Consider the following 20,955-nt stretch of genomic DNA (forward strand, 5'->3'; position numbering starts at 1 on the left):
GACCCTATCTTCCCCCTCCCTGTCTGGGTTCGCATCGCCTGGAGCCCCGCGCAGCCAAGGCGGCGCCGTCATCCGGACCAACGACACTGATTACAACGTTTTGCAAGATGCTCCGCGTCATCGAGAGTCCTGGTGGTCACGCTTTATCTGATGCCACCGGTTTTCCGGGAGCCCCGTTGATTGCTTTCCCCATGCCCCAGCGCCGGATCAGCCTTCGCCCCAGTGGCCGTCACGCTGGCGGCCGTCGTCACCGTCTGGCCGTACGCGGTGGCGGCATCCTGGCCGGCCTGACGGCCATGGCCCTGCTGGCCCCCCAGTCCGCTCCCGCGGCCCAGGCTGCTCCTGCGGCCCAGGTGCTCTACACCCTTTCCACCCAGTGCTCGCTCCGGGGGGCGGCTGCGGTCCCCTGCAAGGTGGAAGCGGTGGATGAGGGGGGGGCGACGCTCTATCGCCACCGCATCGGCAACGTCACCGAAACCGTTCGCATCACCGCTGAACCGGTGACGATGGCGATCTGGGCGAACGACACCAAGCAATGGAGCCCGCTGCGCGGCGCCTCGGCCCGGTTCTCCACCAACACGGTCTGCTTCAACGGCAAGGACCTGTGTGTGGTCAACCCCAATTATCTCAACAGTGTCCGGGAGGATCGCGCCAACACCCGCCTTCAGGGACGCGATCTGGTGATGGTCCATTTCGGCGCCGACGGTCGGGTGGACGCCAGCTGCTACGACGACGCCTGCGCGCTGCTCCTGAAATGAAGATCCTCGCTGGACTCGCTCTGTTGATGGCCGGTGTGATCGCCTCCCCGGTCGGGGCTGTCGTGGCCCAGGAGGCAGCGTCCGCTTCGGTCGCCTCCCAATGGATTGCCCGCGGCGGCGGGGGTGGACGGGGAGGCGGTGGTGGCGGTGCCAGGGCCGGTGGTGGCGGGGCGCGGGCCGGTGGTGGCGCCAGGGCCCTCAGTGGTTTCCAGGGATCCGGTGGTGCCGGTGGCTTCAACCGTGGCGCGGCCCGACCCGCTGGTGGTTGGAGCGGCGGTGCTGCCGGCGGGATGGGTCGTCCCTCGCTGGCTGGGCCCGTGGCGCGACCTGGTGGGGTTGGGGCAGCGGGTGTGAACAGGGTTGGCGGGGTGGGAACCATCAACCGCAACGCCGGTCTCAACCGCAACGTCAACGCCAATCTGAACCGGACCGTCAACCGGAACATCAACCGCAACGTCAACGTCAACCGCAACTGGAACCGCGCGGTCAACGTCAACGCCATCGGCGTCAGACCGGGCTGGGCACGCCCTGGCTGGGGCGTCGCCAGACCCTGGAACCACGGCTGGTACGGCGGCTGGGCCACCCCCTCCTGGGGATGGTGGGGGGCCAGCGCCGCCGCCTGGGGCGTGGGCACCCTGGCAACCGCCGCCATTATCAACAGTGCCGTGGATGCGGCGGTAGCCAGCAGCCAGACCGTGATCGTGGTGCCCAACACCGAGTACCAGCTGCTATTCGGCACGGTCCAGCCGACCGGCACCGCCACGGTGTCCTTCGACGTCAGTGCTGATGACAACGTCTTCCAGCTCTCGGCCGACTGTCAGTCGGGGCTGCTGAATGGCCAGCAGCCGGACAATGCCCAGGAAGCGGAGCTCCTCAATGCCGCCTGTCAGGTGGCCTTCGGGACCGCTTCCTGAGCCGGGGGCTCACCAGGGCAGGGGAGCCCGCTGGGCGCCGATGCTGCAGCCCATCTGCTGGCCCAGCAGGGCCCCGAGCGGCACGGCCCAGGTGCGGCCGTCCTGGCGGGAGGCGGCGTAGCCCAGGCCCCCGCCGATGATGCCGCCCACCAGCCGGCCGACGTTGCAGCGCTGGGCCGTCTGGGCCTGGACGAAGTCGGGGGCCACCGGCAGGTTGGCCCGGTAGCCGTCGACGTCGTAGTCGGCGCGGTAACCGCCGCCGTAGCCATCCCCATAGGAGGAGGGGCTGGGCAGGGTGGGCACGGGGTAGGGGACACGGCGGCTGTTGACCTGACGGGGGACGCCGGACGGCCCCCAGGGACCGGACCAGGCCTCCAGGGGGGCGGCCAGCAGGGCCAGGGCGCCGGTGGTGCCCAGCAGGCCCGCGAGGCGGCGGGACCCCAGACGAAGGATGGTGTTCATGGTGGTTCGCGTTGTGAGGAGCGACCCCTGAGGTGGGGATGACATCAATCAAGCGAAGTCATGTGACCGATCCATGAACGGGACCCCGGGGATGTCCGACAAGATGCGACTGGCGGCCTGCACCCCTCTGCATCGCTTGTTATCGACCCCTGGTCAGATCGGACGGCCCTTGCCAGGGTGGACCAGAGGGCGGGAGGACCCGATGAGCTGGAGCGAACTGGAGCGCCTCGTTGAGGAGGCGGAGACGGATGAGGTGATCCGCCGGGGGCTGCGTCATTGCCGCTCCAGAGCGGAACTGCTGCTGGCCGCCCGCCGGCTGGGGTTCCGGGTCACCCGGGTGGATCTGCAGCGGGCCTGGCAGCTGCAGCATCAAGCAGGCTGATTTCGGCATGCACGCACTCGGCCGTGGGCCGGAGCCGGAAACCCAGCTTCTGGCAGACGTGCTGCATGCCCCTGTTCTCGTGCAGGATCTCGGCACAGATGCGCTCGAGCCCCTCGGCCCGACCGATCGTGATCAGCAGCCCCAGCAGGGCGGTGCCCAACCCCTGCCGCTGCCAGGGATCGGCGATCAGCATGGCGAACTCGGCGGCGTTGTCGTCGTGGATCCGGCTGAGCCGGCCCACCCCCAGCACCTCGGCTGCGCTGCCGTTCTGCCCCGGCCGCTCCACCACCAGGGCCATTTCTCTGTCGTAGTCGGTGAAGCAGATCCGGGTCAGCCGTTCATGGGCGATGCGGTGGCCCAGGGTCATCAGATGGAAGTAGCGAAAGTAGACGCTCTGCTCCGACAGGATGCGGTGGAAGGTCACCAGCAGGGGCTCGTCCTCCGGCCGGATCGGCCGCAGCGTCACCGGTGATCCGTCGGGCAGGTGCCAGGGGCGCACGTACTCGCTCGGATAGGGCCGGATCGCCGGTCTGGGGGTGAAACAGGTGGCCCCGGAGGACGACTGCAGCAGCACCCGGGCATCCAGGGCCACCAGCGAACCATTGCCGATCCCAGGTGCCACCCGCAGGGGGTTGATGTCCAGTTCCAGGATGGCCGGATGCTCCAGCACCAGCCGGCTGAGGCGCACCAGCAGCCGCTCCAGTGCCGCCAGATCCACCGGTGGCCGGCCCCGCACCCCCTGCAGTGCCGCATGGATGCGGGTGCGTTCCATCAGCCGCCGGGCCAGGGTGGTATTCAGTGGCGGCAGGGCCACGGCGCTGTCGCGGAACACCTCCACCAGCAGCCCCCCGGTGCCGAACAGGATCACCGGGCCGAACTGGGGGTCGATGCTGCTGCCGACGATCAGCTCGTAGGCACCGGTCAACTCCAGCATCGGCTGCACGGTCACCCCGCCGAAGGCGCTCTCCCCGTGCAGCGCCACGATTGCCTCCTGCATGGTGCGGAAGGCCTGGGCCACCGCGGCGCCGTCACGCAGGTTCAGTTGCACACCACCGACATCGCTCTTGTGGGTGAGCTCGGCGGACAGCAGCTTGACCACCACCGGGTAGCCCATCGCCTCGGCCGCCGCTGCCGCCGCCTCGTCACTGGTGGCCATGTGGGTGGGAACGGTGGGAATGCCATAGGCCTCCAGCACCTGCTTGGCTTCCCATTCATTCAGCAGGGTGCGCCGCTCGGCCAGCACCCCGTCCAGCAGCGCTTCCACCCGCTGGCGGTCGGCGTGGGGCTCAGCGTCGCCCGTCGCCTCGGTCTCGGGCACCAGGGCCGGGGTTTCGTAGAGGCCGCGCAGGTTGTCGCTGTAGCGCCACAGGACATCGAACAACTGCACCGCCGCATCCGGGTAGCGGTAGGTGGCGATGCCGGCGGCATTCAGCAGCCGTTCCCCCGCCTCCACGTCCTGGCCGCCCATCCAGCTGGCCAGCAGTGGCTTGGTGGTGGTCGCCGCCAAGGCCACCAGCCGTTCGGCGGTGCTGGTGGGGTCCGTCATGGCCTGGGGGGTGAGCACCACCAGCAAGCCGTCACTGTCGGGGTTGGCCAGGGCCAGGCGGATGGCCCGCTCGTAGCGGTCCGGATCCGCGTCCCCCAGGATGTCGATCGGGTTGGCCCGACTCCAGTGCTGCGGCAGCGCGGCATCGAGGTCCGCCAGGGTGGCCGCCGGGAGGGGGGCCAGCTGTCCGCCGTGGCGCACCAGGGCATCGGTGGCGATCACGCCCGGACCTCCGGCGTTGGTGAGGATCGTCAGCCGCGGCCCCAGGGGCCGGCGGCGTTGCTTCGAGAGCACCTCGGCCAGGTCGAAGAGGTCGGCAATGCTGTCCACCCGCAGTACGCCGCAGCGCCGGAACGCGGCATCGAGCACGGCGTCGCTTCCGGTCAGGGCTCCGGTGTGGGAGGCCGCCGCCTGGGCGGCCTCGGCGGTGCGGCCGGCCTTGATCACCACGATCGGCTTGGTGAGGGCCACCTCCCGCGCCGCTGAGAGGAACGAGCGGGGATCCCCGATCGATTCCATGTAGATGACGATGCTGTGGGTCTCAGGGTCGTCCCCCAGGTAGGTGATCAGATCCCCCCAGTCCACGTCGAGCATCGAGCCCATCGAGACGAAGGCGCTGAAGCCCACGTTCTCCTGCAGGCTCCAGTCGAGGACGGCGGTGCAGATCGCCCCCGACTGGCTCAGGAAGCCCACGTGGCCAGGGCGGGCCATGGCGCCGGCGAAGGTGGCGTTGAGGCCGGTGCGGGGATTCATCAGCCCCAGACAGTTGGGGCCCACCAGCCGCATGCCGGTGCGGCGCAGGCCATCCCGGAGGCGGGCCTCCAGGGCGATACCGGCGGCGCCGATCTCCCGGAAGCCCGCCGACAGCACGATCACGCCCTTGACCCCGGCCGCCGCGCACGCCTCGATCAGGGCCGGCACCGTGGCGGCCGGGGTGGCGATCACGGCCAGGTCCACCGGCTCGGGCACCGCCGCCACAGTGGCGTAGGCGCGGATCCCCAGCACGCTCGGGCGCTTGGGGTTGACGGGGTAGACGGTGCCGCCGAAGGGGTGGCTGATCAGGTTCCAGAACACGCCACGTCCGACGCTGCCCGGCCGGTCGGAGGCACCGATCACGGCCACGCTGCGGGGTGAGAAAAGGGCCGCCAGCGGCTGATGCTGGGAGCGCAGGATGTCGTAGGCCCGATCTGCGGCGGCGCCGCCACCGCCGGAGGGCTTGGCCCTCATCGGATCACCAGCACCGGACAGGGAGACTGGACCAGCACCCGCTGGGTTTCGCTGCCGATCAGCATCCCCACCAGGCCGCGGCGGCCGTGGGAGGCCATCACGATCAGGTCGCAGCCCAGTCGGGTGGCGGCCTCGATGATGGCTTGGTGCGGCAGGTCGCTCAGCACCCGCTCGGCCGTGGCGTTGACGCCGGCCTCCTTGGCCACCGCCAGGGACTCCTCCAGGATCCGATCCCCATCCTTGAGGCTGGCGCTCATCAGGGCTTCCATCGTGGTGGCATCGAGCATTTCCCCGAGCCCCACCACCTGCACCGGCACACTGGCCTGGGCATGGAAGAAGGTGAGGCGGGCTCCGAGAGCGGTGGCCAGGGCCACGGCCTGGCGGACGGCCGCCATCGAGAGGTCGGAACCGTCGCTGGGCACCAGGAGATGGCTGAAGGACATGGGAGCGGCAGGTCTCTCCTCTGTCTAGTCAAGGCCCTGGATCCATGCAGCCGCGGCAGTGACCAGGCCCGCATCCGCTCGCTCCGCCCAGCAGAATCGTCGCCATGACGCGTACCGCCTGGAGCCAGCACTGGTATCCGGTGGCCTATCTGCGGGACCTCGACCGCACCAGGCCCACCGCCTTCACCCTGCTGGAGGAGGACCTGGTGCTCTGGTGGGATGGCCAGGGTCAGAGCTGGCGTGCCTTCGCCGATGTCTGTCCCCACCGCCTGGTGCCCCTCAGCCAAGGCCGCCTCAATGGCGCCGGCCAGCTGGAGTGCCCGTACCACGGCTGGACCTTCGCCGGCGACGGCCACTGCACCGCCATCCCCCAGTCCGAAGCGGGGGCGACCCCCAGCGCCCTGCGCTCCAGCTGCCGGGCCTACGCCACCGCCGAGGCTCAGGGCCTGCTGTTTGTCTTCGCCGGCGAGGCGGACGCGGCCACGGCGGTGTCCCTGCCCCTGGTGCCGGTGCTGGAGGAGCCGGGCTGGTTCGTCCAGGACACCTTCCGGGACCTGCCCATGGATGCCCTCACCCTGCTGGAGAACGTGCTCGATGTGAGCCATGTGCCCTTCACCCACCACCGCACCGTGGGCAAGCGGGAGAACGCCGCTCCGGTGGCTGCGACGATCACCAGCTCAGGTCCGGAGGGCTTCACGGCCCTATGGCAGGAAGGGCCGCGCAAGGGGACGCTCGGCAGCCAGTCCACCACCTTCGCCGCCCCCGGCCTGATGTGGCATGCGCTGACGGCGCCGGGCTTCGCCCGCATCCTCACGGTGGTCTACGCGACGCCGATCCGCCGGGGCGAATGCCGTCTGTTCGCCCGCTTCCCCTTCCAGTTCGAATCCAAGCTGCCTCCCCTGCTGCTGGGTCTGCGTCCCAGGTGGCTGCAGCACATCGCCAACCACACCGTGCTGGAGGACGACCAGGTATTCCTGCACTGGCAGGAGCGGGTGCTGGAGCAGCGGGGCCGCAGCGGCGGGGCCGAGCGGGCGTTCTTCCTGGCCACTGGGGCCGATGTCTATGTGAAGGCGCTGCACGACTGGGTCCATGACCATGACGGCGACCCTTTCCCCGGCCAGCCCCTGCCCCCCCGCCTCGACCAGTCGGCGCTGATGGAGCGCTGGCACAGCCACGGGCGGCACTGCGCCTCTTGCAGCGGCGCCCTGCGGGGCCTGCGGCGCTGGCGGCCGCTGCTGCTGGCCATTCCATGGCTGGCCCTGCTGGCGGTCGCCTGGTGGCAGACCCCCCAGGTTCTGGGGGTGGCGCTGCTGCTGGCTGGCGGCGCGTTGTTGCTGGCCCGGTTGTTCGATCGCTGGGAACGGCTGCTGCTGGCGGGGGATGGCGCCCCGCCCCGCAACAGGCCTGACTGAGCCGGTCGGGGGAGGTGGTTTCAGCCCTTCCAGCCGGCCAGGTGGGAGGCGGAACCGGAGCGCACCAGGGAGCGGGCGGCGGCCAGGGCCGGCACCAGGTTGCTGGAGCTGAAGGGGGGCAGGGGGCGGCTGCGCAGCCAGGCTCCCCAGCGGAACTCGTGGAAGGGGATCAGGGGGGCCGGATCGATCATCCCCTCCTTCTTGAGGCGCCACACCAGGGAGCGGTAGGGATCGTCCTGGAGATCCGGCAGCCGCTGCGGCAGGGCCGCCGGTGCCAGGGGGCCATGGCCGCGGCCGTCATAGAGGTACAGCCAGCCGCGCTCCTGCAGCTCGGCCAGCACCGCCTCCGGCGGGGACCCGGGCAGATCCAGTACCAGGTAGCCATAGGCCAGGGCGGACGGGTCGATTTCGATCAGCCCCCGCAGGCGATGGTGGCGGTCGACCATCCAGAACTCCCCGGCCCCACCGCGCACCAGGGGCACGGGTTTGCCGCGCAGATAGCGCAGGCGCTGTTCGGCCGTTTCCTGGGAGAAGTCCTGCTGGCGACTGCGCACCTCCGCCAGACCCACACACATCTGGGTGGGCTGGAGGTCGGCGATGGCGACGCTGAGCAGTTCCGCCCTGGGGCCCGGGGGGGGCAGGGGCCGGTAGGGGGGCAGATGCAGGCTCATGGGTGCCGGTGGCTGCCCCCCATCCTGGCGGCATCCCGGCTGGTCCCAGTCGCGGGAATAGGGTCGATCCACGTGCAGACGTCCATGACCACCGCCCCTGACCGAGACGGCGCCCTGGCCGGACCCCACGGCCCCATCGGTGTGCTCGTCTGCGGCCACGGCAGTCGCAACCGTCTGGCGGTGGCCGAGTTCGCCTCCTTGGCCCACCAGCTGCAGCACCACCTCGATCCCGTGCCCGTCGACCACGGCTACCTGGAGTTCGCCCGGCCGATCCTGCGCGACGGCCTGGACGCCCTGCGCCAGCGGGGCGTGCGCCATGTGCTGGCGGTGCCGGCGATGCTGTTTGCCGCCGGCCATGCCAAGAACGACATCCCCTCGGTGCTCAACACCTACGCCGCCGAGACGGGGCTGCGCATCGACTACGGCCGCGAGCTGGGGGTGGATCTCAAGATGATCCAGGCCGCCGCCGCCCGCATCCGCGCCAGCCTCGAGGCCGCCGATGCCGCCGCCGTCGCCGCTGGCCGCAGCCCGGTGCCGCTGCACGAGACGCTGCTGGCGGTGGTGGGGCGCGGCTCCTCCGATCCGGACGCCAACTCCAACGTGGCCAAGGTGACCCGGATGCTGGTGGAGGGCTTCGGCTTCGGCTGGGGGGAGACGCTCTATTCCGGCGTCACCTTCCCCCTGGTGGAGCCGGGGCTGCGCCAGGCGGTCAAGCTCGGCCACCGGCGCATCGTCGTCTTCCCCTATTTCCTCTTTTCCGGGGTGCTGGTGAGCCGGATCCGCCAGCACAGCGAGCGGGTCGCCGCCGACCATCCCGAGCTGGAGATGGTCCAGGCCTCGTACCTCGGCGACCATCCCCTGGTGCTGGACACCTTCCGGGAGCGGGTCAGCGAGGTACTGGGGGGCGACGTGAACATGAACTGCTCCCTGTGCAAGTACCGGGCCCAGGTGCTCGGCTTCGAGCGGGAGGTGGGGGCGCCCCAGCACAGCCACCACCACCATGTCGAGGGGCTGGTGGAGAGCTGCAAGCTCTGCGAGCGGGAATGCACGGGAGCCTGCCAGCCCGATGGGGTGCCGCTGCCGGTGGGTGGCTCGGCGGGCGGACACAACCACGACCATGGCCATGGTCAGGGGAGCCACCACCACCATCCGATCTATCCCCACGCCGATCACCCCTTGGGTCCCCTCACCCTGCGGCGCCCTGCCGACTGAGCCTGGGCGTCAGGGTCCGCTGGCCTCGCCGGTCTCATCCAGACAAGAGTCCGCTGAGACTCTTTTCTGATCAATGTTTCCGATCAATCGGGGCTTTCCCCCACATGGAGGACGTTTTCCCCCGATTCAAGGGGCTTTTTCCACAGATGGGGCCCTCTCGGCTGGGCTCGGGCGCGGGTGCTGGGGAAAGTGAATGATTGCTCGGATCAGCCTTGACAGTGCTCGCCAGCGGCGATCGGCCGCAGGCGTGTTGTGGGACATCCTGGCCTCAGGCCAGCCGGGGCAACGAGTCTCATCACCGCAAGCCGATGCGGGCTCCCATGAAGACGTTTTTGACGCTGGGCCTCCCCTGTGGCGTACTTGGGACGACCCCAGCCGACCCGCACCAGCATGGCCATGGATCAAGAGTGCCCGGGGTGCGCCGGTGACGCGGCAAGCGTCAGCCTGGAAGCGGAGGTGCCGGAGGTGCTCTACGAAGGCATGCGGGATTTCATCAAGACCCATCCGCACTGGGATCAGTACAGCGTCATCACTTCAGCCCTGGCTGGATTCCTGTTCCAGAACGGTTGCCAGGAGCCCGTCGTTTCCCAGCACTACCTCGACGGACTCTTCCAGAAGCCCTGAGACAAAAAAAAGCGAGGGTGCCAACCCCCGCTGATGGTTTTCTCCCTTGCCCGACCCTTTGGAGGTCGCCCCGCCATTGTGCGCAGGCTCCGCTGGGAAGACTGTGGTGATGGACACCACCTTTGCCCTCCTGTGACGGCTCCCTGACCGGCGCGGTCAGCCTCGCCGCATCCGCTCCGCGGCGGCGGCGCAGGCGCGCCAGGTGATCGCCATCTCGGTGAGGGTGGGGCTCTGCCAGCCGGCGCTGGGCCAGCAGGAGCCATCGGTCACCAGCACGTTGGGGGCACTCCAGCAGCGGTTCTGGGCATCGACGACGCCCGCCTCCGGGGTGCCTGCCATGCGGGCCCCGCCCAGTTCATGGATGTAGTACCCGGGCGGCGGCGCCTCGGGCCGCACCGCCAGGCTGTTGCGGATCATGGGCTCCAGCAAGGGCAGCACGAACAGCTCTTCGATGGGCCGGATACGGCCCCCCGCCGAGGCCACGACGGCCTCCATGCGCCCCTGCATGTGGGCCACCATCGCCTGCTCATTGCGCCCCCAACGGCACTCGATGTGGGGGATGGGCAGGTCCCAGGCATCGGTGCGGTCGCCATGGAGGGTCACCCGGTTCTCCGCCCGGGCCAGCACCTCCCCATGGCCGATCAGGAAGCCCACCGCCTCCCCGGGCCGGCGCCTGAGCAGGGCGGGGGGATCGAAGCGCTGCAGGGCCGCCCAGATCCCGTAGCCGCGGAGAAAGTCCTCCTGGCTGCGCGCGTCCAGATTGACCGTGTTGGGGATGAAGCAACTCCCGGCACCCGAGAGCTCGGCGGGTTCGTCCGGCACGGCGATCGACGGAATCGAGAAGAACCGGCTGGTGGAGATGTGGTCCATCAGGAAGCGGCCCAGGCTGCCGGAGGGATCGCTGAGGCCGCCGCTGCGGATGGCGTCGCTCGAATGCAGCAGCAGGCGCACGGTTTCGATCGTCGAGGCGCAGAGCACGATCAGGGGGGCGCTAACGCGCTCCCGCCGGCCGCTTGTTGCCTCCACCAGCACCACCGCTTCGGCCCGGCCGCCCCCGGCCGCCATCTCCAGATGGCTCACCACTGCCCCGCTGCGCAGCTGCACCCGGCCCGTGGCCAGGGCCCGGGCCAGGCTGAGGCCCTGGGCGCTGGAGGGGGGCCAGGGGGCCGCCGGCGTGGGCGTGTGCAGGCGGAAGCCGCGGGAATGGATCAGGGGCAGGCCCAGGTCCCTGGCGATCGCCCCCTGCAGGTGTCGCTCCCCCGGCGTGAACGGCAGCGGCGGCAGGAACTGACCGTCAGGCAGCTGGGCAAGACCATCCCGCTGGCCGTGGACCCCCAGCAGGGTTTCCAGGCGGTCGTAGAAGGGCGCCAGCTCGGCGGTTCCGATCGGCCAGGCGGGGCCGTGGCCATCCCGCCGGGCCGCCTGGAACTCCGCCTCCGACAGGCGCAGGGTGATGCCACCCCAGGTGAGGCTCTTGCCACCCACCTGGCGTCCCCGGGTCCACAGGAAGGGGGCGTCCGGCGGCGTGCTGTAAGGGTTCTGCCGCTCGTCGGTGAACAGCTCGGGGTTGTGTTTCCAGAACCCTGGATGGTGCCGCTGCAGGCGTTGTCGGCCGCTGCTCAGGTGGGCGAGGCGGCGCAGGCTGTTGAGTGGCTCGCTGCCCAGGGCCCGTCGGGCGGAGAGCTCTGGCCCCGCCTCGAGCACCAGCACCCGCAGGCCTGCTTCTGCCAGCACCATGGCGGCCACCGATCCATTGGCCCCCGCCCCCACCACCACAGCGTCCCAGGGGGTCTCGCTGCCGGTTGAGGGGGATGGGGCGGCGGACATCGGCAGGCGAACCGGTGCCGGCATCATGCAGGAGCGGCGGCAGGCCGCGGCAGGCCACAGCGACGGCGCAGGGCCTCCATCAGCCGGGGCACGGCATCGGGCTGACCCTGGAGATAAAAGGCCTCCTGTTCGGCCAGCCGATGGTGGTGGTAACGGGTGGTGAGGATGCCACCGATCTCCTGGCGCACCACCGGCGGCATTGGCGGCAGCCGCCAGCCGATCGCTGTCACCTTGCCGGTCGGGCAGCTCTGGACCGCATGCACCGCCTCGTGGAGGAAGGTCTGACGGGCGATGCCCAGCTCGAAGCTGATCGGGGCGATCCAGATCCGTCGCGACCCGGCCTCAAACAGTCCGTAGGCCCCCCGCAGCGGCGGTGCGCTGATCTGCAGCCTGAAGCCGAACCGCTGCAGCTCCCGAACCAGAGGCTGCAGGTCCGCGGGCAGGGCACCAAGGGGTTTCGGCGCCAGGGGGGACTCCGCCACCTGAACATGGATCGCATCCGGCTGGGGGGGAAGGGCCGGCAGCATGACCTGGGTCGGGGGGGGTTCGGGGCCATAAAACAACAACCCCCCAGCCGGTGGCTGGAGGGTTGCTGGATGAAAACCCTTTGCAGGGCTTCGAAGTTGGTGGCGGGGAGGAGATTTGAACTCCTGACCTTCGGGTTATGAGCCCGACGAGCTACCAGACTGCTCTACCCCGCGTTGCACCATGTAATTGTATCAGCCGATGCCCCCGGCTCAGGGGCGGGCGCCGTCGAAACGGAGCTCGCCGATCACCTCCAGGCGCAGATGGTCGGCGGGGGCCAGGTAGCGCTGGCGCAGGTCCACCAGGGTGGTGGGGGTGAGCCATTCGAGCTGTTCCAGCAGGTGCAGGGCCACGGCCTGCTTGGCGCGCCTCGCCCCGTCATCGACCTTGATGGCCACCCCCATACCTTCGCCCACCCGGCTCAGGCACTGGATGCCCTCCGCCCCACCCTTGCTCAGCACCTGGCCGTGGCCCAGGCGCATCACTTCGGTGTCGAACGCCCCTTCGCCGGCGATCAGTTCGGGGTGGGCGAGCATCGCCCGGCTGAGCCGCTCCAGGTCGGCCTGCTCCCCGCCACCGAGATGGGCGAACAGCAGCGCCATCTGGGCCAGCTGCAACTGCAGGGTGGGGGCGCCGCAGTCGTCCCGGGCGCTGATCAGCTCGGCGCCCGGCAGCCCCAGCAGTTCCCCGACCCGCTTGATCACCGCCTGCTGCAGGGGATGGTCGCTCTGCAGATAGCTCTCGAGGGGCCAGTGCATCTGCCGGCAGGCGGCCAGGAAGGCCGCGTGCTTGCCGGAGCAGTTGTGCTGCAGCGGGCTGCTGCCCCCGGCGGGGGTCGGGCACTGGAGGTCCTCGGTGTCGAGCTCGGCCCCCCAGAGCAGCTTGAACGCCTCCCGGGCCTGCTGGGCAGTGCCGGCATGGGAGGCGCAGGCGATCGCCAGGCCCCGCTCCCCGGCCCCCATCCGATCGGCGGCACCGCTGCCCACGAAGACAGTGGCCTGGAAGGGCTTGAGGGCGGAGCGCACGAAGCTCAGCTGCTGCGGGTCGCCGGCTCGCATCAGCACCCGACCCCGCTGGTCGCAGACCACCGCATGCACCCGGTGCCGGGATTCGACGATGCCGTTGCGCAGCAGGCGGACCTCCAGGGGGGGAATGCCGGGGCGGGCCGGGCCGGCGAAACTGGAGGACAGGGTCATGGTGGTGCGAGCAGGTCCGTGGAGGCCGACCTCAGAGAGCCTGGCAGAGCCCCGTCCCGAGCAGCATCAGGGCAACGGCGACGGCGATGGCCTGGCGCAGGCGGGCCAGCACCGGCTGCACCTGGTGGCGGGCCACCAGCAGATCCTGCTGGCGCCAGGTGATCGGCTTTTCCCACACCTGGCCGTCGTACCAGCCCGATTCCTCGTACTCCACCCGCTCAGACACCAGCCGCTTCTGCACGTAGGTCCAGCCGAGCCATTGGCGCAGCAGCAGAAACAGCGGCAGCAGAACGGCGGCGGCCCCGGCGGCGATCACCAGCCGGGGGGGATCGTGGCGCAGGGGGATGCTGCCCCCCGCCACCAGCAGCGCCAGGGGCAGGGACAGCAACCAGGTGATGGTGAGGGCGCGCCAAAGGGCTGCGGGGCCAGCGGCGGGCCAGCGAAAGAACCAGGAGTGGCTGAGCTGGTCGTATTCCTGCAAGGGGCGCTGGGCCGGGGGCACCGGACAGGGGGTGTCCTGGCTGGGCAGGCTGGGAATGCCGGCGGCCATCTGAGCTCCCCTCAGCCGCCGACCTGACTGCCGCCGCTCACCTCGATCGGTGTGCCGACGAAGCGCTCCTGCTCGCCATGGCCCCAGAAGGCTTCGAGGTCGTAGTAGCTGCGTTCTTGGGGGGTCAGCACATGAACGATCAGTTCGCCGTAATCGAGCAGCACCCAGCGGCCTTCACTCTGGCCTTCCCGCCGCAGCGGCAGGCGGGCCGCATCGGTTTCGAGCCGGTCTTCCACCGAGCGGGCGATGGCCCGCACCTGCACATCGCTGAGGCCGCTGCAGATCACGAAGAAGTCGGCCAGGGACGACACTTCATCCACCCGGATCAGGCGGATGTCGACCGCCTTGCGGTCATCGCAGGCCTCGGCGGCGAGCAGGGCGAAGTCGCGACTATCCATAGACGTTCTCACTGGTGACCGACTGGCGGGAACCCTGTTGCTGCGCCATTTCGGCACGGGCCTTGCCGGCACTCTTGCGCAGGGCCTCGAGGCGGTCTTCGTAGAAGGTGCGGCGCCGCTTCTTGCGGGTCTGGTCGACGAGCTCCTTGAGGGCACCCCCCAGGCTCTTGTAGGCATTGGGCAGGCTGTAGCCGAAGCGACAGGCCAGGTCGATGGCCCGCTCGTCGGCCAGGATCGCGTCCTGCAGACGCTTTTCAGAGTTGTTCTTTAGATAGAGGCGATAACCGGCGAAGCCCGACAGGCCGAGGGCCATCACCAGCAGCAGACCGTCCTGCACCCAGAGTTCGCCGATGGCGCCGCCCAGGCCGATGGCCAGCGCCGCCATCTCCCAGCCATCGCGGGGGATCGCATCGTTCTGGATGCGGCCCACCTCGTGCCAGAAGAGCAGGTTGCGGTGATCCAGGGCCAGACCATCCCATTTCTCGAGATCCACCTGGATCTCCACTTCGTCACGGCCGATCTCTTCGATCGTCACGAGGGGGGGATCGACGGAGGCGGCCGCTTCCACGAACACCCAGCTCTGCATCTCAGGGGGCAGCATCCCCTTCAGGCGCTGGAGTTCGCTCATCGGCGGCGTCTCGGGCAGTAGGTATCCACTCAGATTAGCGATTGCCTGCGGTTCCAGAGGTCCGCACCGGCCGGTCGGGACGGCGACCGTGAGAGGCTGGGCGGGTTTGCCCGACCACGCCCTATGCCCCGCCGCACGGATCTGAGGCGCATCCTGCTGCTGGGGTCGGGACCGATCGTGATCGGTCAGGCCTGCGAATTTGACTATTCCGGCACCCAGGCCTGCAAGGCCCTGCGGGCCGAGGGCTACGAGGTGGTGCTGGTGAATTCCAACCCGGCCTCGATCATGACCGACCCGGACCTGGCGGATCGCACCTACATCGAGCCCCTGACCCCCGAGGTGGTGGCCCGGGTGATCGCGGTGGAACGCCCCGATGCCCTGCTGCCCACCATGGGCGGCCAGACCGCCCTCAACCTGGCCGTTGCCCTGGCCGAGAACGGCACCCTGGCCGCCTATGGGGTCGAGCTGATCGGCGCCGACCTGGCGGCGATCCGCAAGGCGGAGGACCGCTTGCTGTTCAAGGAGGCGATGGCCCGCATCGGCGTGGCGGTCTGCCCGTCGGGGATCGCCAACGACCTTGAGGAAGCCATCCGCGTCGGCGAGGACATCGGCACCTACCCGCGCATCATCCGGCCCGCCTTCACCCTGGGGGGATCCGGCGGCGGCATCGCCTATAACCCCGAGGAATTCCAGGCCTTCTGCAAGAGCGGCCTGGAGGCCAGCCCCGTCTCCCAGATCCTGATCGAGAAGTCGCTGCTCGGCTGGAAGGAGTTCGAGCTCGAGGTGATGCGTGACACCGCCGACAACGTGGTGATCGTCTGCTCGATCGAGAACCTCGATCCGATGGGGGTCCACACCGGCGATTCGATCACCGTTGCCCCTGCCCAGACCCTCACCGACCGGGAATACCAGCGCCTCCGCGACCAGTCGATCGCCATCATCCGCGAGATCGGTGTGGACACCGGCGGCAGCAACATCCAGTTCGCCATCAACCCCGCCAACGGTGACGTGGTGGTGATCGAGATGAACCCCCGCGTCAGCCGCAGCTCGGCCCTGGCCAGCAAGGCCACCGGCTTCCCGATCGCCAAGATCGCCGCCCGGCTGGCGGTGGGTTACACCCTCGACGAGATCGTCAACGACATCACCGGCGCCACCCCGGCCTGCTTCGAGCCGACGATCGACTATGTCGTCACCAAGATCCCCCGCTTCGCCTTCGAAAAGTTCCGCGGTTCACCGGCGGTGCTCACCACCTCGATGAAGTCGGTGGGGGAAGCGATGGCCATCGGCCGCAGCTTCGAGGAATCCTTCCAGAAGGCGCTGCGGTCCCTGGAAACGGGCCATGCCGGCTGGGGCTGCGACCGCCCCGACCATCCCCTGGATCCAGCCGATCTGGAGCGCCAGCTGCGTGTCCCCTCCCCCGACCGGATCCATGCGGTGCGTGCCGCCATGGTCGCCGGCCGCAGCGATGACGAGATCCACCGGCTCAGCGCCATCGATCCCTGGTTCCTGGCCAAGCTGCGCCGGATCCTGGAGATCGAGAACGGCCTGCTGCGGGGGCGTTCCCTGGAGGCCATCGACGCTGGGGCCTTCCTGGAGCTCAAGCAGACCGGCTTCTCCGACCGCCAGATCGCCTGGGCCACCGGCAGCGACGAGCTGGCCGTGCGCCGGCGGCGGCAGGCCCTGGGGGTGCGGGCCGTCTTCAAGACCGTCGACACCTGCGCCGCCGAGTTCGCCTCCTCCACGCCCTACCACTACGCCACCTACGAGCGGCCCCTGGAGCGGCTGGAGGCCGACGGTTCCCTCACCGTGCTTGCCCCCGAGGACGAGGTGACCCCCGAGACCCGCCGCAAGGTGATGATCCTGGGCGGTGGGCCCAACCGCATCGGCCAGGGCATCGAATTCGACTACTGCTGCTGCCACGCCTCCTTCGCCCTGCGGGCGGCCGGCTTCGCCACGGTGATGGTCAACAGCAACCCGGAAACCGTCTCCACCGATTACGACACCAGCGACCGCCTCTACTTCGAGCCCCTCACCCTGGAGGACGTGCTCAACGTCATCGAGGCGGAGAAACCCGAGGGGGTGATCGTCCAGTTCGGTGGCCAGACGCCCCTGAAGCTGGCGCTTCCCCTGCTGCGCTGGCTGGAGAGCGAGGAGGGCCGCGCCACCGGCACCCGGCTCTGGGGCACCTCCCCGGAATCGATCGACCGGGCCGAGGACCGGGAACAGTTCGAGGCGATCCTGCGCCAGCTGGACATCCGCCAGCCCCGCAACGGCCTGGCCCGCACCGATGGCGAGGCCCGGGCGGTGGCGGCGGCCGTGGGCTACCCCGTGGTGGTGCGTCCCAGCTACGTGCTCGGGGGCCGGGCCATGGAGGTGGTCTTCGACGAGGAGGAACTCAACCGTTACATGGTGGAGGCGGTGCAGGTGGAACCCGACCACCCGGTGCTGATCGACCAGTACCTGGAGAACGCCATCGAGGTGGATGTCGATGCCCTGTGCGATCGGGAGGGGACGGTGGTGATCGGTGGGCTGATGGAGCACATCGAGCCGGCGGGGATCCACTCCGGCGACTCCGCCTGCGCCCTGCCCTCGGTGTCCCTGGGGTCCGGGGCCCTGGCCACGATCCGCCGCTGGAGCCGGGATCTGGCCCTGGCCCTGGAGGTGCGCGGCCTGATCAACCTGCAGTTCGCCGTGCAGAACGATGGCGCCGGCAACGAAACCGTGTTCATCATCGAAGCCAACCCACGGGCCTCCCGCACCGTCCCCTTCGTGGCCAAGGCCACCGGCGTGCCCCTGGCCAAGATCGCCAGCCAGCTGATGGCCGGCCGCACCCTGAAGGAGCTGGGCCTGCTGGCCGAGCCCCAGCCGCCGCGCCAGACCGTGAAGGAGGCGGTGCTGCCCTTCAAGCGCTTCCCCGGCGCCGACACCCTGCTGGGACCGGAGATGCGCTCCACCGGCGAGGTGATGGGGATCGCCGCCAGCTTCGGCCTGGCCTACGCCAAGGCCGAACTCGCCGCCGGTGAACCCCTGCCCACCGCCGGCACCGTGTTCCTCTCCACCCACGACCGCGACAAGCCCGCCCTGGTGCCGGTGGCCCGGAATCTTCTGGCGGCCGGCTTCGCCCTCACCGCCACCGCCGGCACCGCGGCGATGCTGGCCGAAGCGGGCCTGGCGGTGGAGCCGGTGCTCAAGGTGCATGAGGGCCGCCCCAACATCGAGGATGCGATCCGCTCCGGCCTGGTGCAGCTGATCGTGAACACGCCGGTGGGGCGCCAGGCCGCCCACGACGACCGCTATCTGCGCCTGGCGGCCCTCGACTACGCAGTACCGACAGTGACGACGATGGCGGCGGCCAGGGTGGCGGTGGAGGCCATTGCCGCCCTGCAGCAGCAGCAGCAGGTGGAGGTGGCCGCCCTGCAGGACATCCACCCACCCTGGGTAGGGTGATCTCCCGATCGTCCCTTTCCCCCGTGACCAGCACCCTGGCCGCCCAGCCCGTCGCCCCCGGCACCGACCTGCGCGACGTCTTCCGCGCCGCTTATGAGAACCGCTACACCTGGGAGCCGGGCTTTGGCGGCTATGGCGGCCGCTGCGTCTGGGCGCAGGACGACCGGTGCCTTGAAGGCACCTTCCAGGTCGGCGCCGACCTCAAGGCGGCGGTGGAGGGCATCGCCGATGAAGAGGTGCACAAGGCCGTCGCCTCCCAGCTGTGGGAAGTGGCCATCCACCGGGTGCGCCGCCCCTTCGAGCAGACCCACGGAGCCAACACCTTCACCGCCGGTGACACCGATGCGGTGGGCACCGAGGTGATCATGGGCGGCAAGGCCGAAGGCGACCGCTACCGCATCAAGGACAACGTGGTGACGATGGTGCACCGCCACATCCACGGCACGGTGGTGACGATCTTCACCGAAAGCACCACCGACACCGGCAGCGGCTACCTGAGCCACAGCTACACCAGCCGCTACAGCGACCCCGCCACCGGTGAGGCCCGCGGCGGCACCAGCCGCTTCACCGATACCTTCTTGCCCCTGGCGGGCGTGGGCCCCTGGGTGCTGAGCGAGCGGGTGGTGGAGACGGCCGCCCACGGCGACACGCCCGCCGGCCGCCAGGTGTTCCGTTTCGAGGATCTGGCCCCCCTGGGCTGATCCCCGGCGGCCTCAGGCCGGCTCGTCCAGGGGCGGAATCCCCTGCAGCCGCTCGTTCAGCTGCATGGCCATGGCCTGGCGGCCCACCGCCAGCACCTTGAGAGTGTCCTCGTGCATGCGCAGCTGGGCATCGGCCACCTGCATCCCCCGCACCATCTCCTTGACGTCGTCGGGCAGGCCGTTGAGGTCGTAACGCTTGCCCTCGAAGGTCAGCACGGGCGGTTGCTGGCTGGGAGTTTCCAAGGTGGGGAGGCGCAATTCGGAGTGAGCCTAGGTGGCCGACTCAGGCCTCCAGGCGGATGAACTGGCGTTCGCACAGCTCCCGGTAGCGGCCGCCGCTGGCCATGAGTTCGTCATGGCTGCCCTGCTGGACGATGCGGCCGCCGTCGAGCACCACGATCAGATCGGCCTCCTGCACGGTGGCGAGCCGGTGGGCGATCACCAGCACGGTGCGACCGGCCATCGCCTGCTGCAGGCCCTGCTGCACCGCCTCTTCGGCCTCCGCATCCAGGGCGCTGGTGGCCTCATCCAGCAGCATCACCGCCGGGTTGCCCAGCACGGCCCGGGCGATCGCCAGCCGCTGCAGCTGGCCGCCGGAGAAGTTGCTGCCCCGTTCCTCGAGGCGACTGTCGTAGCCGCCGGGGAGGCTTTCGATGAAGTCCGCCGCATTGGCCAGCCGGGCGGCCTGGCGGATCTGTTCGCTGCTGGCGGGGCGCCCGAAGGCGATCGCCTCGGCCACCGTGCCCGAAAAGACGCTGCTCTGCTGGGGCACCAGGGCCACGGCGCGGCGCAGGTCCCGGGCCCGCAGGTCGGCCAGGTTCTGGCCATCGAGCAGCACCCGGCCGTTCTGGGCGGTGTTGAAGCGCAGCAGCAGCGAGAACAGGGTGCTCTTGCCGGCACCGGAGGGACCCACCAGGGCCACCACCTGGCCCGGAAGGATGTGGAGATCGAGCTGGCGCAGCACCGGGTTGCCGCCCCCGTAGCCGAAGCTCACCCCCTCCAGCCGAAGCTCACCGGACACAGCTCCCAAGGGCCTGGCGTCGGCGTGGTCGGGCGGCTCCACCGGCTCGTTTTCGATCGCCCGCAGCCGCTTCAGCGAGGCCTGGCCCTGCTGGAATTCGTTGAAGTTGGTGGTGAGGTGGGAGATCGGATCGATCAGCATCAGCAGGGCCGCCACGTAGCTGCTGAACCCCTGGCTGTCGAGGCCGCCGGCCTTGATCCGCGCCGCCCCGATCAGCAGCACCGAGAGGATGCCCGCCGCTTCGATGAACCCCACCACCGGGTGCTGCAGGGCCAGCAGTTCCAGGGTGCGGTAGCGGGCGCGGCGGTGCAGGTCGATCTCGGTGTCGAACCGCTGCTGCAGCCAGGGTTCCGCCGCGAAGGCCCGCACCAGGGGCAGGCCGCCGATCGCTTCACCCAGCAGGGCCGCCAGATCGCTGACCTGCTTCTGGCTGCGCTCGGCGGCGTTCATCACCCGGGCCCCGAAGGCGCTCACCATCAGGGCCACCAGCGGGGCCAGCAGCAGGGTGGCCATGGCCAGGGGCCAGTCGAGCCAGATCATGTAGCCCAGCACCACGACCAGCTGCAGGGCGCTGGGGGTGGTGTCCTGGATCGTCTTGTAGATCACCTCCCCCACCCGGTCGGCGTCTTCGGTGAGCCGGTAGGTGAGATCGCCGGCGGAGAGTTTCTCGAGGGCGCCGAAGTCGAGCCGCTGCAAGCGGGCGAACAGCTGTCGCCGCAGCTCCTGGCTGACCCGCAGGGCCGGACCCGCCAGCAGGGTGTCCTGCCCGAACTGGGCGATCTTCTGCACCAGGAAGACCGCCAGGGCGGCGGCCACGCTGCGCAGCACCTTGCTGAAATCGCCCGCGCCGATGGCCGGGATCAGCTGGCCCGCCAGCCAGGCCAGCAGGGGCCAGCAGCCCACGAACACGAGCATGCACAGCCCCCCGAGCAGCAGGGCTCGCCGATGGGGCTTCAGCAGCGGCCAGAGTCTGCGGAAGCCGGCCGGCGAGGGTGCAAGCATCGACGAACC

The 20,955-nt window shown here is 69.9% G+C and carries 20 protein-coding genes and 1 tRNA gene; 8 read left to right on the forward strand and 13 right to left on the reverse strand.

Going from position 1 to position 20,955, the window contains the following annotated elements:
* The first annotated feature begins 191 nt into the window (after positions 1-191).
* Positions 192-758: a hypothetical protein gene (locus KBZ12_RS06340; RefSeq protein ID WP_254957067.1), complete on the forward strand. Its 567-nt coding sequence runs from the start codon at positions 192-194 to the stop codon at positions 756-758.
* The gene (locus tag KBZ12_RS06345; protein WP_254957176.1) at positions 755-1,672 is read left to right on the forward strand and encodes a hypothetical protein; all 918 of its coding nucleotides are present in this window, start codon (positions 755-757) and stop codon (positions 1,670-1,672) included. The genes KBZ12_RS06340 and KBZ12_RS06345 overlap by 4 nt, the downstream gene beginning before the upstream one ends.
* Before the next feature lie 9 nt (positions 1,673-1,681).
* On the opposite strand, the gene KBZ12_RS06350 is transcribed toward KBZ12_RS06345, so the two are convergent.
* Entirely contained in the window at positions 1,682-2,134 is a 453-nt protein-coding gene (locus tag KBZ12_RS06350; RefSeq protein ID WP_254957068.1) for a hypothetical protein, read from the reverse strand.
* A 202-nt stretch (positions 2,135-2,336) separates the two neighbouring features.
* On the opposite strand from KBZ12_RS06350, the gene KBZ12_RS06355 reads away from it, so the two are divergent.
* Complete coding sequence (locus KBZ12_RS06355; RefSeq protein WP_254957069.1) at positions 2,337-2,516, forward strand: Nif11-like leader peptide family natural product precursor; 180 nt, start codon at positions 2,337-2,339, stop codon at positions 2,514-2,516.
* On the opposite strand, the gene KBZ12_RS06360 is transcribed toward KBZ12_RS06355, so the two are convergent.
* On the reverse strand, positions 2,464-5,289 hold the full coding sequence (locus tag KBZ12_RS06360; RefSeq protein WP_254957070.1) for a bifunctional acetate--CoA ligase family protein/GNAT family N-acetyltransferase: 2,826 nt from the start codon (positions 5,287-5,289) through the stop codon (positions 2,464-2,466). The genes KBZ12_RS06355 and KBZ12_RS06360 overlap by 53 nt on opposite strands.
* Positions 5,286-5,732: a universal stress protein gene (locus KBZ12_RS06365; protein WP_254957071.1), complete on the reverse strand. Its 447-nt coding sequence runs from the start codon at positions 5,730-5,732 to the stop codon at positions 5,286-5,288. Before KBZ12_RS06365 ends, KBZ12_RS06360 begins: the two co-directional genes overlap by 4 nt.
* Before the next feature lie 104 nt (positions 5,733-5,836).
* Between KBZ12_RS06365 and KBZ12_RS06370 the strand changes: the two genes are divergently transcribed.
* On the forward strand, positions 5,837-7,144 hold the full coding sequence (locus KBZ12_RS06370; protein ID WP_254957072.1) for a Rieske 2Fe-2S domain-containing protein: 1,308 nt from the start codon (positions 5,837-5,839) through the stop codon (positions 7,142-7,144).
* 20 nt (positions 7,145-7,164) lie between these two features.
* Here KBZ12_RS06370 and KBZ12_RS06375 read toward each other — a convergent pair whose 3' ends face one another.
* A complete protein-coding gene (locus tag KBZ12_RS06375) occupies positions 7,165-7,815 on the reverse strand; it encodes a ParB-like protein (RefSeq protein ID WP_254957073.1) in 651 nt (216 codons plus the stop codon).
* 84 nt (positions 7,816-7,899) lie between these two features.
* Here KBZ12_RS06375 and KBZ12_RS06380 point away from each other — a divergent pair, with 84 nt between their 5' ends.
* Positions 7,900-9,027: a sirohydrochlorin chelatase gene (locus tag KBZ12_RS06380; RefSeq protein WP_254957074.1), complete on the forward strand. Its 1,128-nt coding sequence runs from the start codon at positions 7,900-7,902 to the stop codon at positions 9,025-9,027.
* A gap of 390 nt (positions 9,028-9,417) precedes the next feature.
* A complete protein-coding gene (locus tag KBZ12_RS06385) occupies positions 9,418-9,651 on the forward strand; it encodes a DUF2811 domain-containing protein (RefSeq protein WP_254957075.1) in 234 nt (77 codons plus the stop codon).
* A gap of 156 nt (positions 9,652-9,807) precedes the next feature.
* Here the strand turns inward: KBZ12_RS06385 and KBZ12_RS06390 are convergent, their stop codons facing one another.
* The 7 genes from KBZ12_RS06390 to KBZ12_RS06420 form a co-directional block, all read right to left on the reverse strand.
* Positions 9,808-11,478: a GMC oxidoreductase gene (locus tag KBZ12_RS06390; RefSeq protein ID WP_254957170.1), complete on the reverse strand. Its 1,671-nt coding sequence runs from the start codon at positions 11,476-11,478 to the stop codon at positions 9,808-9,810.
* A gap of 23 nt (positions 11,479-11,501) precedes the next feature.
* Positions 11,502-12,005, reverse strand: coding sequence for a hypothetical protein (locus KBZ12_RS06395; RefSeq protein ID WP_254957076.1), 504 nt, complete (start codon positions 12,003-12,005; stop codon positions 11,502-11,504).
* 97 nt (positions 12,006-12,102) lie between these two features.
* Positions 12,103-12,179: transfer RNA gene (locus KBZ12_RS06400), tRNA-Met, on the reverse strand.
* 36 nt (positions 12,180-12,215) lie between these two features.
* Positions 12,216-13,199, reverse strand: a complete 984-nt coding sequence (locus tag KBZ12_RS06405; RefSeq protein WP_254957077.1) for an asparaginase — start codon at positions 13,197-13,199, stop codon at positions 12,216-12,218.
* A gap of 31 nt (positions 13,200-13,230) precedes the next feature.
* Positions 13,231-13,749 (reverse strand): CGLD27 family protein, encoded by a 519-nt coding sequence (locus tag KBZ12_RS06410; RefSeq protein WP_254957078.1) that lies wholly within the window; start codon positions 13,747-13,749, stop codon positions 13,231-13,233.
* Positions 13,750-13,760: 11 nt separating this feature from the next.
* Positions 13,761-14,147: a ribosome silencing factor gene (rsfS, locus tag KBZ12_RS06415; protein ID WP_254957079.1), complete on the reverse strand. Its 387-nt coding sequence runs from the start codon at positions 14,145-14,147 to the stop codon at positions 13,761-13,763.
* The gene (locus KBZ12_RS06420; protein ID WP_254957080.1) at positions 14,140-14,775 is read right to left on the reverse strand and encodes a DUF3318 domain-containing protein; all 636 of its coding nucleotides are present in this window, start codon (positions 14,773-14,775) and stop codon (positions 14,140-14,142) included. The genes rsfS and KBZ12_RS06420 overlap by 8 nt, the downstream gene beginning before the upstream one ends.
* Before the next feature lie 123 nt (positions 14,776-14,898).
* Between KBZ12_RS06420 and carB the strand changes: the two genes are divergently transcribed.
* Positions 14,899-18,222 carry a carbamoyl-phosphate synthase large subunit gene (gene carB / locus KBZ12_RS06425; protein ID WP_254957081.1) on the forward strand — a complete coding sequence of 1,108 codons (3,324 nt, stop codon included), beginning with the start codon at positions 14,899-14,901 and terminating at the stop codon, positions 18,220-18,222.
* A gap of 23 nt (positions 18,223-18,245) precedes the next feature.
* Complete coding sequence (locus KBZ12_RS06430; protein WP_254957082.1) at positions 18,246-18,923, forward strand: DUF3386 domain-containing protein; 678 nt, start codon at positions 18,246-18,248, stop codon at positions 18,921-18,923.
* A gap of 12 nt (positions 18,924-18,935) precedes the next feature.
* On the opposite strand, the gene KBZ12_RS06435 is transcribed toward KBZ12_RS06430, so the two are convergent.
* Both KBZ12_RS06435 and KBZ12_RS06440 read right to left on the reverse strand, forming a co-directional pair.
* A complete protein-coding gene (locus KBZ12_RS06435; protein ID WP_254957083.1) occupies positions 18,936-19,166 on the reverse strand; it encodes a DUF6447 family protein in 231 nt (76 codons plus the stop codon).
* Positions 19,167-19,206: 40 nt separating this feature from the next.
* Positions 19,207-20,946, reverse strand: coding sequence for an ABC transporter ATP-binding protein (locus tag KBZ12_RS06440; RefSeq protein ID WP_254957084.1), 1,740 nt, complete (start codon positions 20,944-20,946; stop codon positions 19,207-19,209).
* Positions 20,947-20,955: the final 9 nt, after the last annotated feature.

The organism is Cyanobium sp. Cruz CV13-4-11 (assembly GCF_024346055.1).
Classification (GTDB): Bacteria; Cyanobacteriota; Cyanobacteriia; order PCC-6307; family Cyanobiaceae; genus Cyanobium.

Excerpts from the sequence above, each read along its gene's own strand:
- KBZ12_RS06340 (WP_254957067.1), top strand. The coding sequence starts at position 192 with ATGCCCCAGCGCCGGATCAGCCTTCGCCCCAGTGGCCGTCACGCTGGC.
- KBZ12_RS06395 (WP_254957076.1), bottom strand. The coding sequence starts at position 12,005 with ATGCTGCCGGCCCTTCCCCCCCAGCCGGATGCGATCCATGTTCAGGTG.
- KBZ12_RS06420 (WP_254957080.1), bottom strand. The coding sequence starts at position 14,775 with ATGAGCGAACTCCAGCGCCTGAAGGGGATGCTGCCCCCTGAGATGCAG.
- KBZ12_RS06350 (WP_254957068.1), bottom strand. The coding sequence starts at position 2,134 with ATGAACACCATCCTTCGTCTGGGGTCCCGCCGCCTCGCGGGCCTGCTG.
- KBZ12_RS06440 (WP_254957084.1), bottom strand. The coding sequence starts at position 20,946 with ATGCTTGCACCCTCGCCGGCCGGCTTCCGCAGACTCTGGCCGCTGCTG.
- carB (WP_254957081.1), top strand. The coding sequence starts at position 14,899 with ATGCCCCGCCGCACGGATCTGAGGCGCATCCTGCTGCTGGGGTCGGGA.
- KBZ12_RS06365 (WP_254957071.1), bottom strand. The coding sequence starts at position 5,732 with ATGTCCTTCAGCCATCTCCTGGTGCCCAGCGACGGTTCCGACCTCTCG.
- KBZ12_RS06375 (WP_254957073.1), bottom strand. The coding sequence starts at position 7,815 with ATGAGCCTGCATCTGCCCCCCTACCGGCCCCTGCCCCCCCCGGGCCCC.
- KBZ12_RS06390 (WP_254957170.1), bottom strand. The coding sequence starts at position 11,478 with ATGTCCGCCGCCCCATCCCCCTCAACCGGCAGCGAGACCCCCTGGGAC.
- KBZ12_RS06370 (WP_254957072.1), top strand. The coding sequence starts at position 5,837 with ATGACGCGTACCGCCTGGAGCCAGCACTGGTATCCGGTGGCCTATCTG.
- rsfS (WP_254957079.1), bottom strand. The coding sequence starts at position 14,147 with ATGGATAGTCGCGACTTCGCCCTGCTCGCCGCCGAGGCCTGCGATGAC.
- KBZ12_RS06405 (WP_254957077.1), bottom strand. The coding sequence starts at position 13,199 with ATGACCCTGTCCTCCAGTTTCGCCGGCCCGGCCCGCCCCGGCATTCCC.
- KBZ12_RS06380 (WP_254957074.1), top strand. The coding sequence starts at position 7,900 with ATGACCACCGCCCCTGACCGAGACGGCGCCCTGGCCGGACCCCACGGC.
- KBZ12_RS06355 (WP_254957069.1), top strand. The coding sequence starts at position 2,337 with ATGAGCTGGAGCGAACTGGAGCGCCTCGTTGAGGAGGCGGAGACGGAT.
- KBZ12_RS06345 (WP_254957176.1), top strand. The coding sequence starts at position 755 with ATGAAGATCCTCGCTGGACTCGCTCTGTTGATGGCCGGTGTGATCGCC.
- KBZ12_RS06360 (WP_254957070.1), bottom strand. The coding sequence starts at position 5,289 with ATGAGGGCCAAGCCCTCCGGCGGTGGCGGCGCCGCCGCAGATCGGGCC.
- KBZ12_RS06410 (WP_254957078.1), bottom strand. The coding sequence starts at position 13,749 with ATGGCCGCCGGCATTCCCAGCCTGCCCAGCCAGGACACCCCCTGTCCG.
- KBZ12_RS06385 (WP_254957075.1), top strand. The coding sequence starts at position 9,418 with ATGGCCATGGATCAAGAGTGCCCGGGGTGCGCCGGTGACGCGGCAAGC.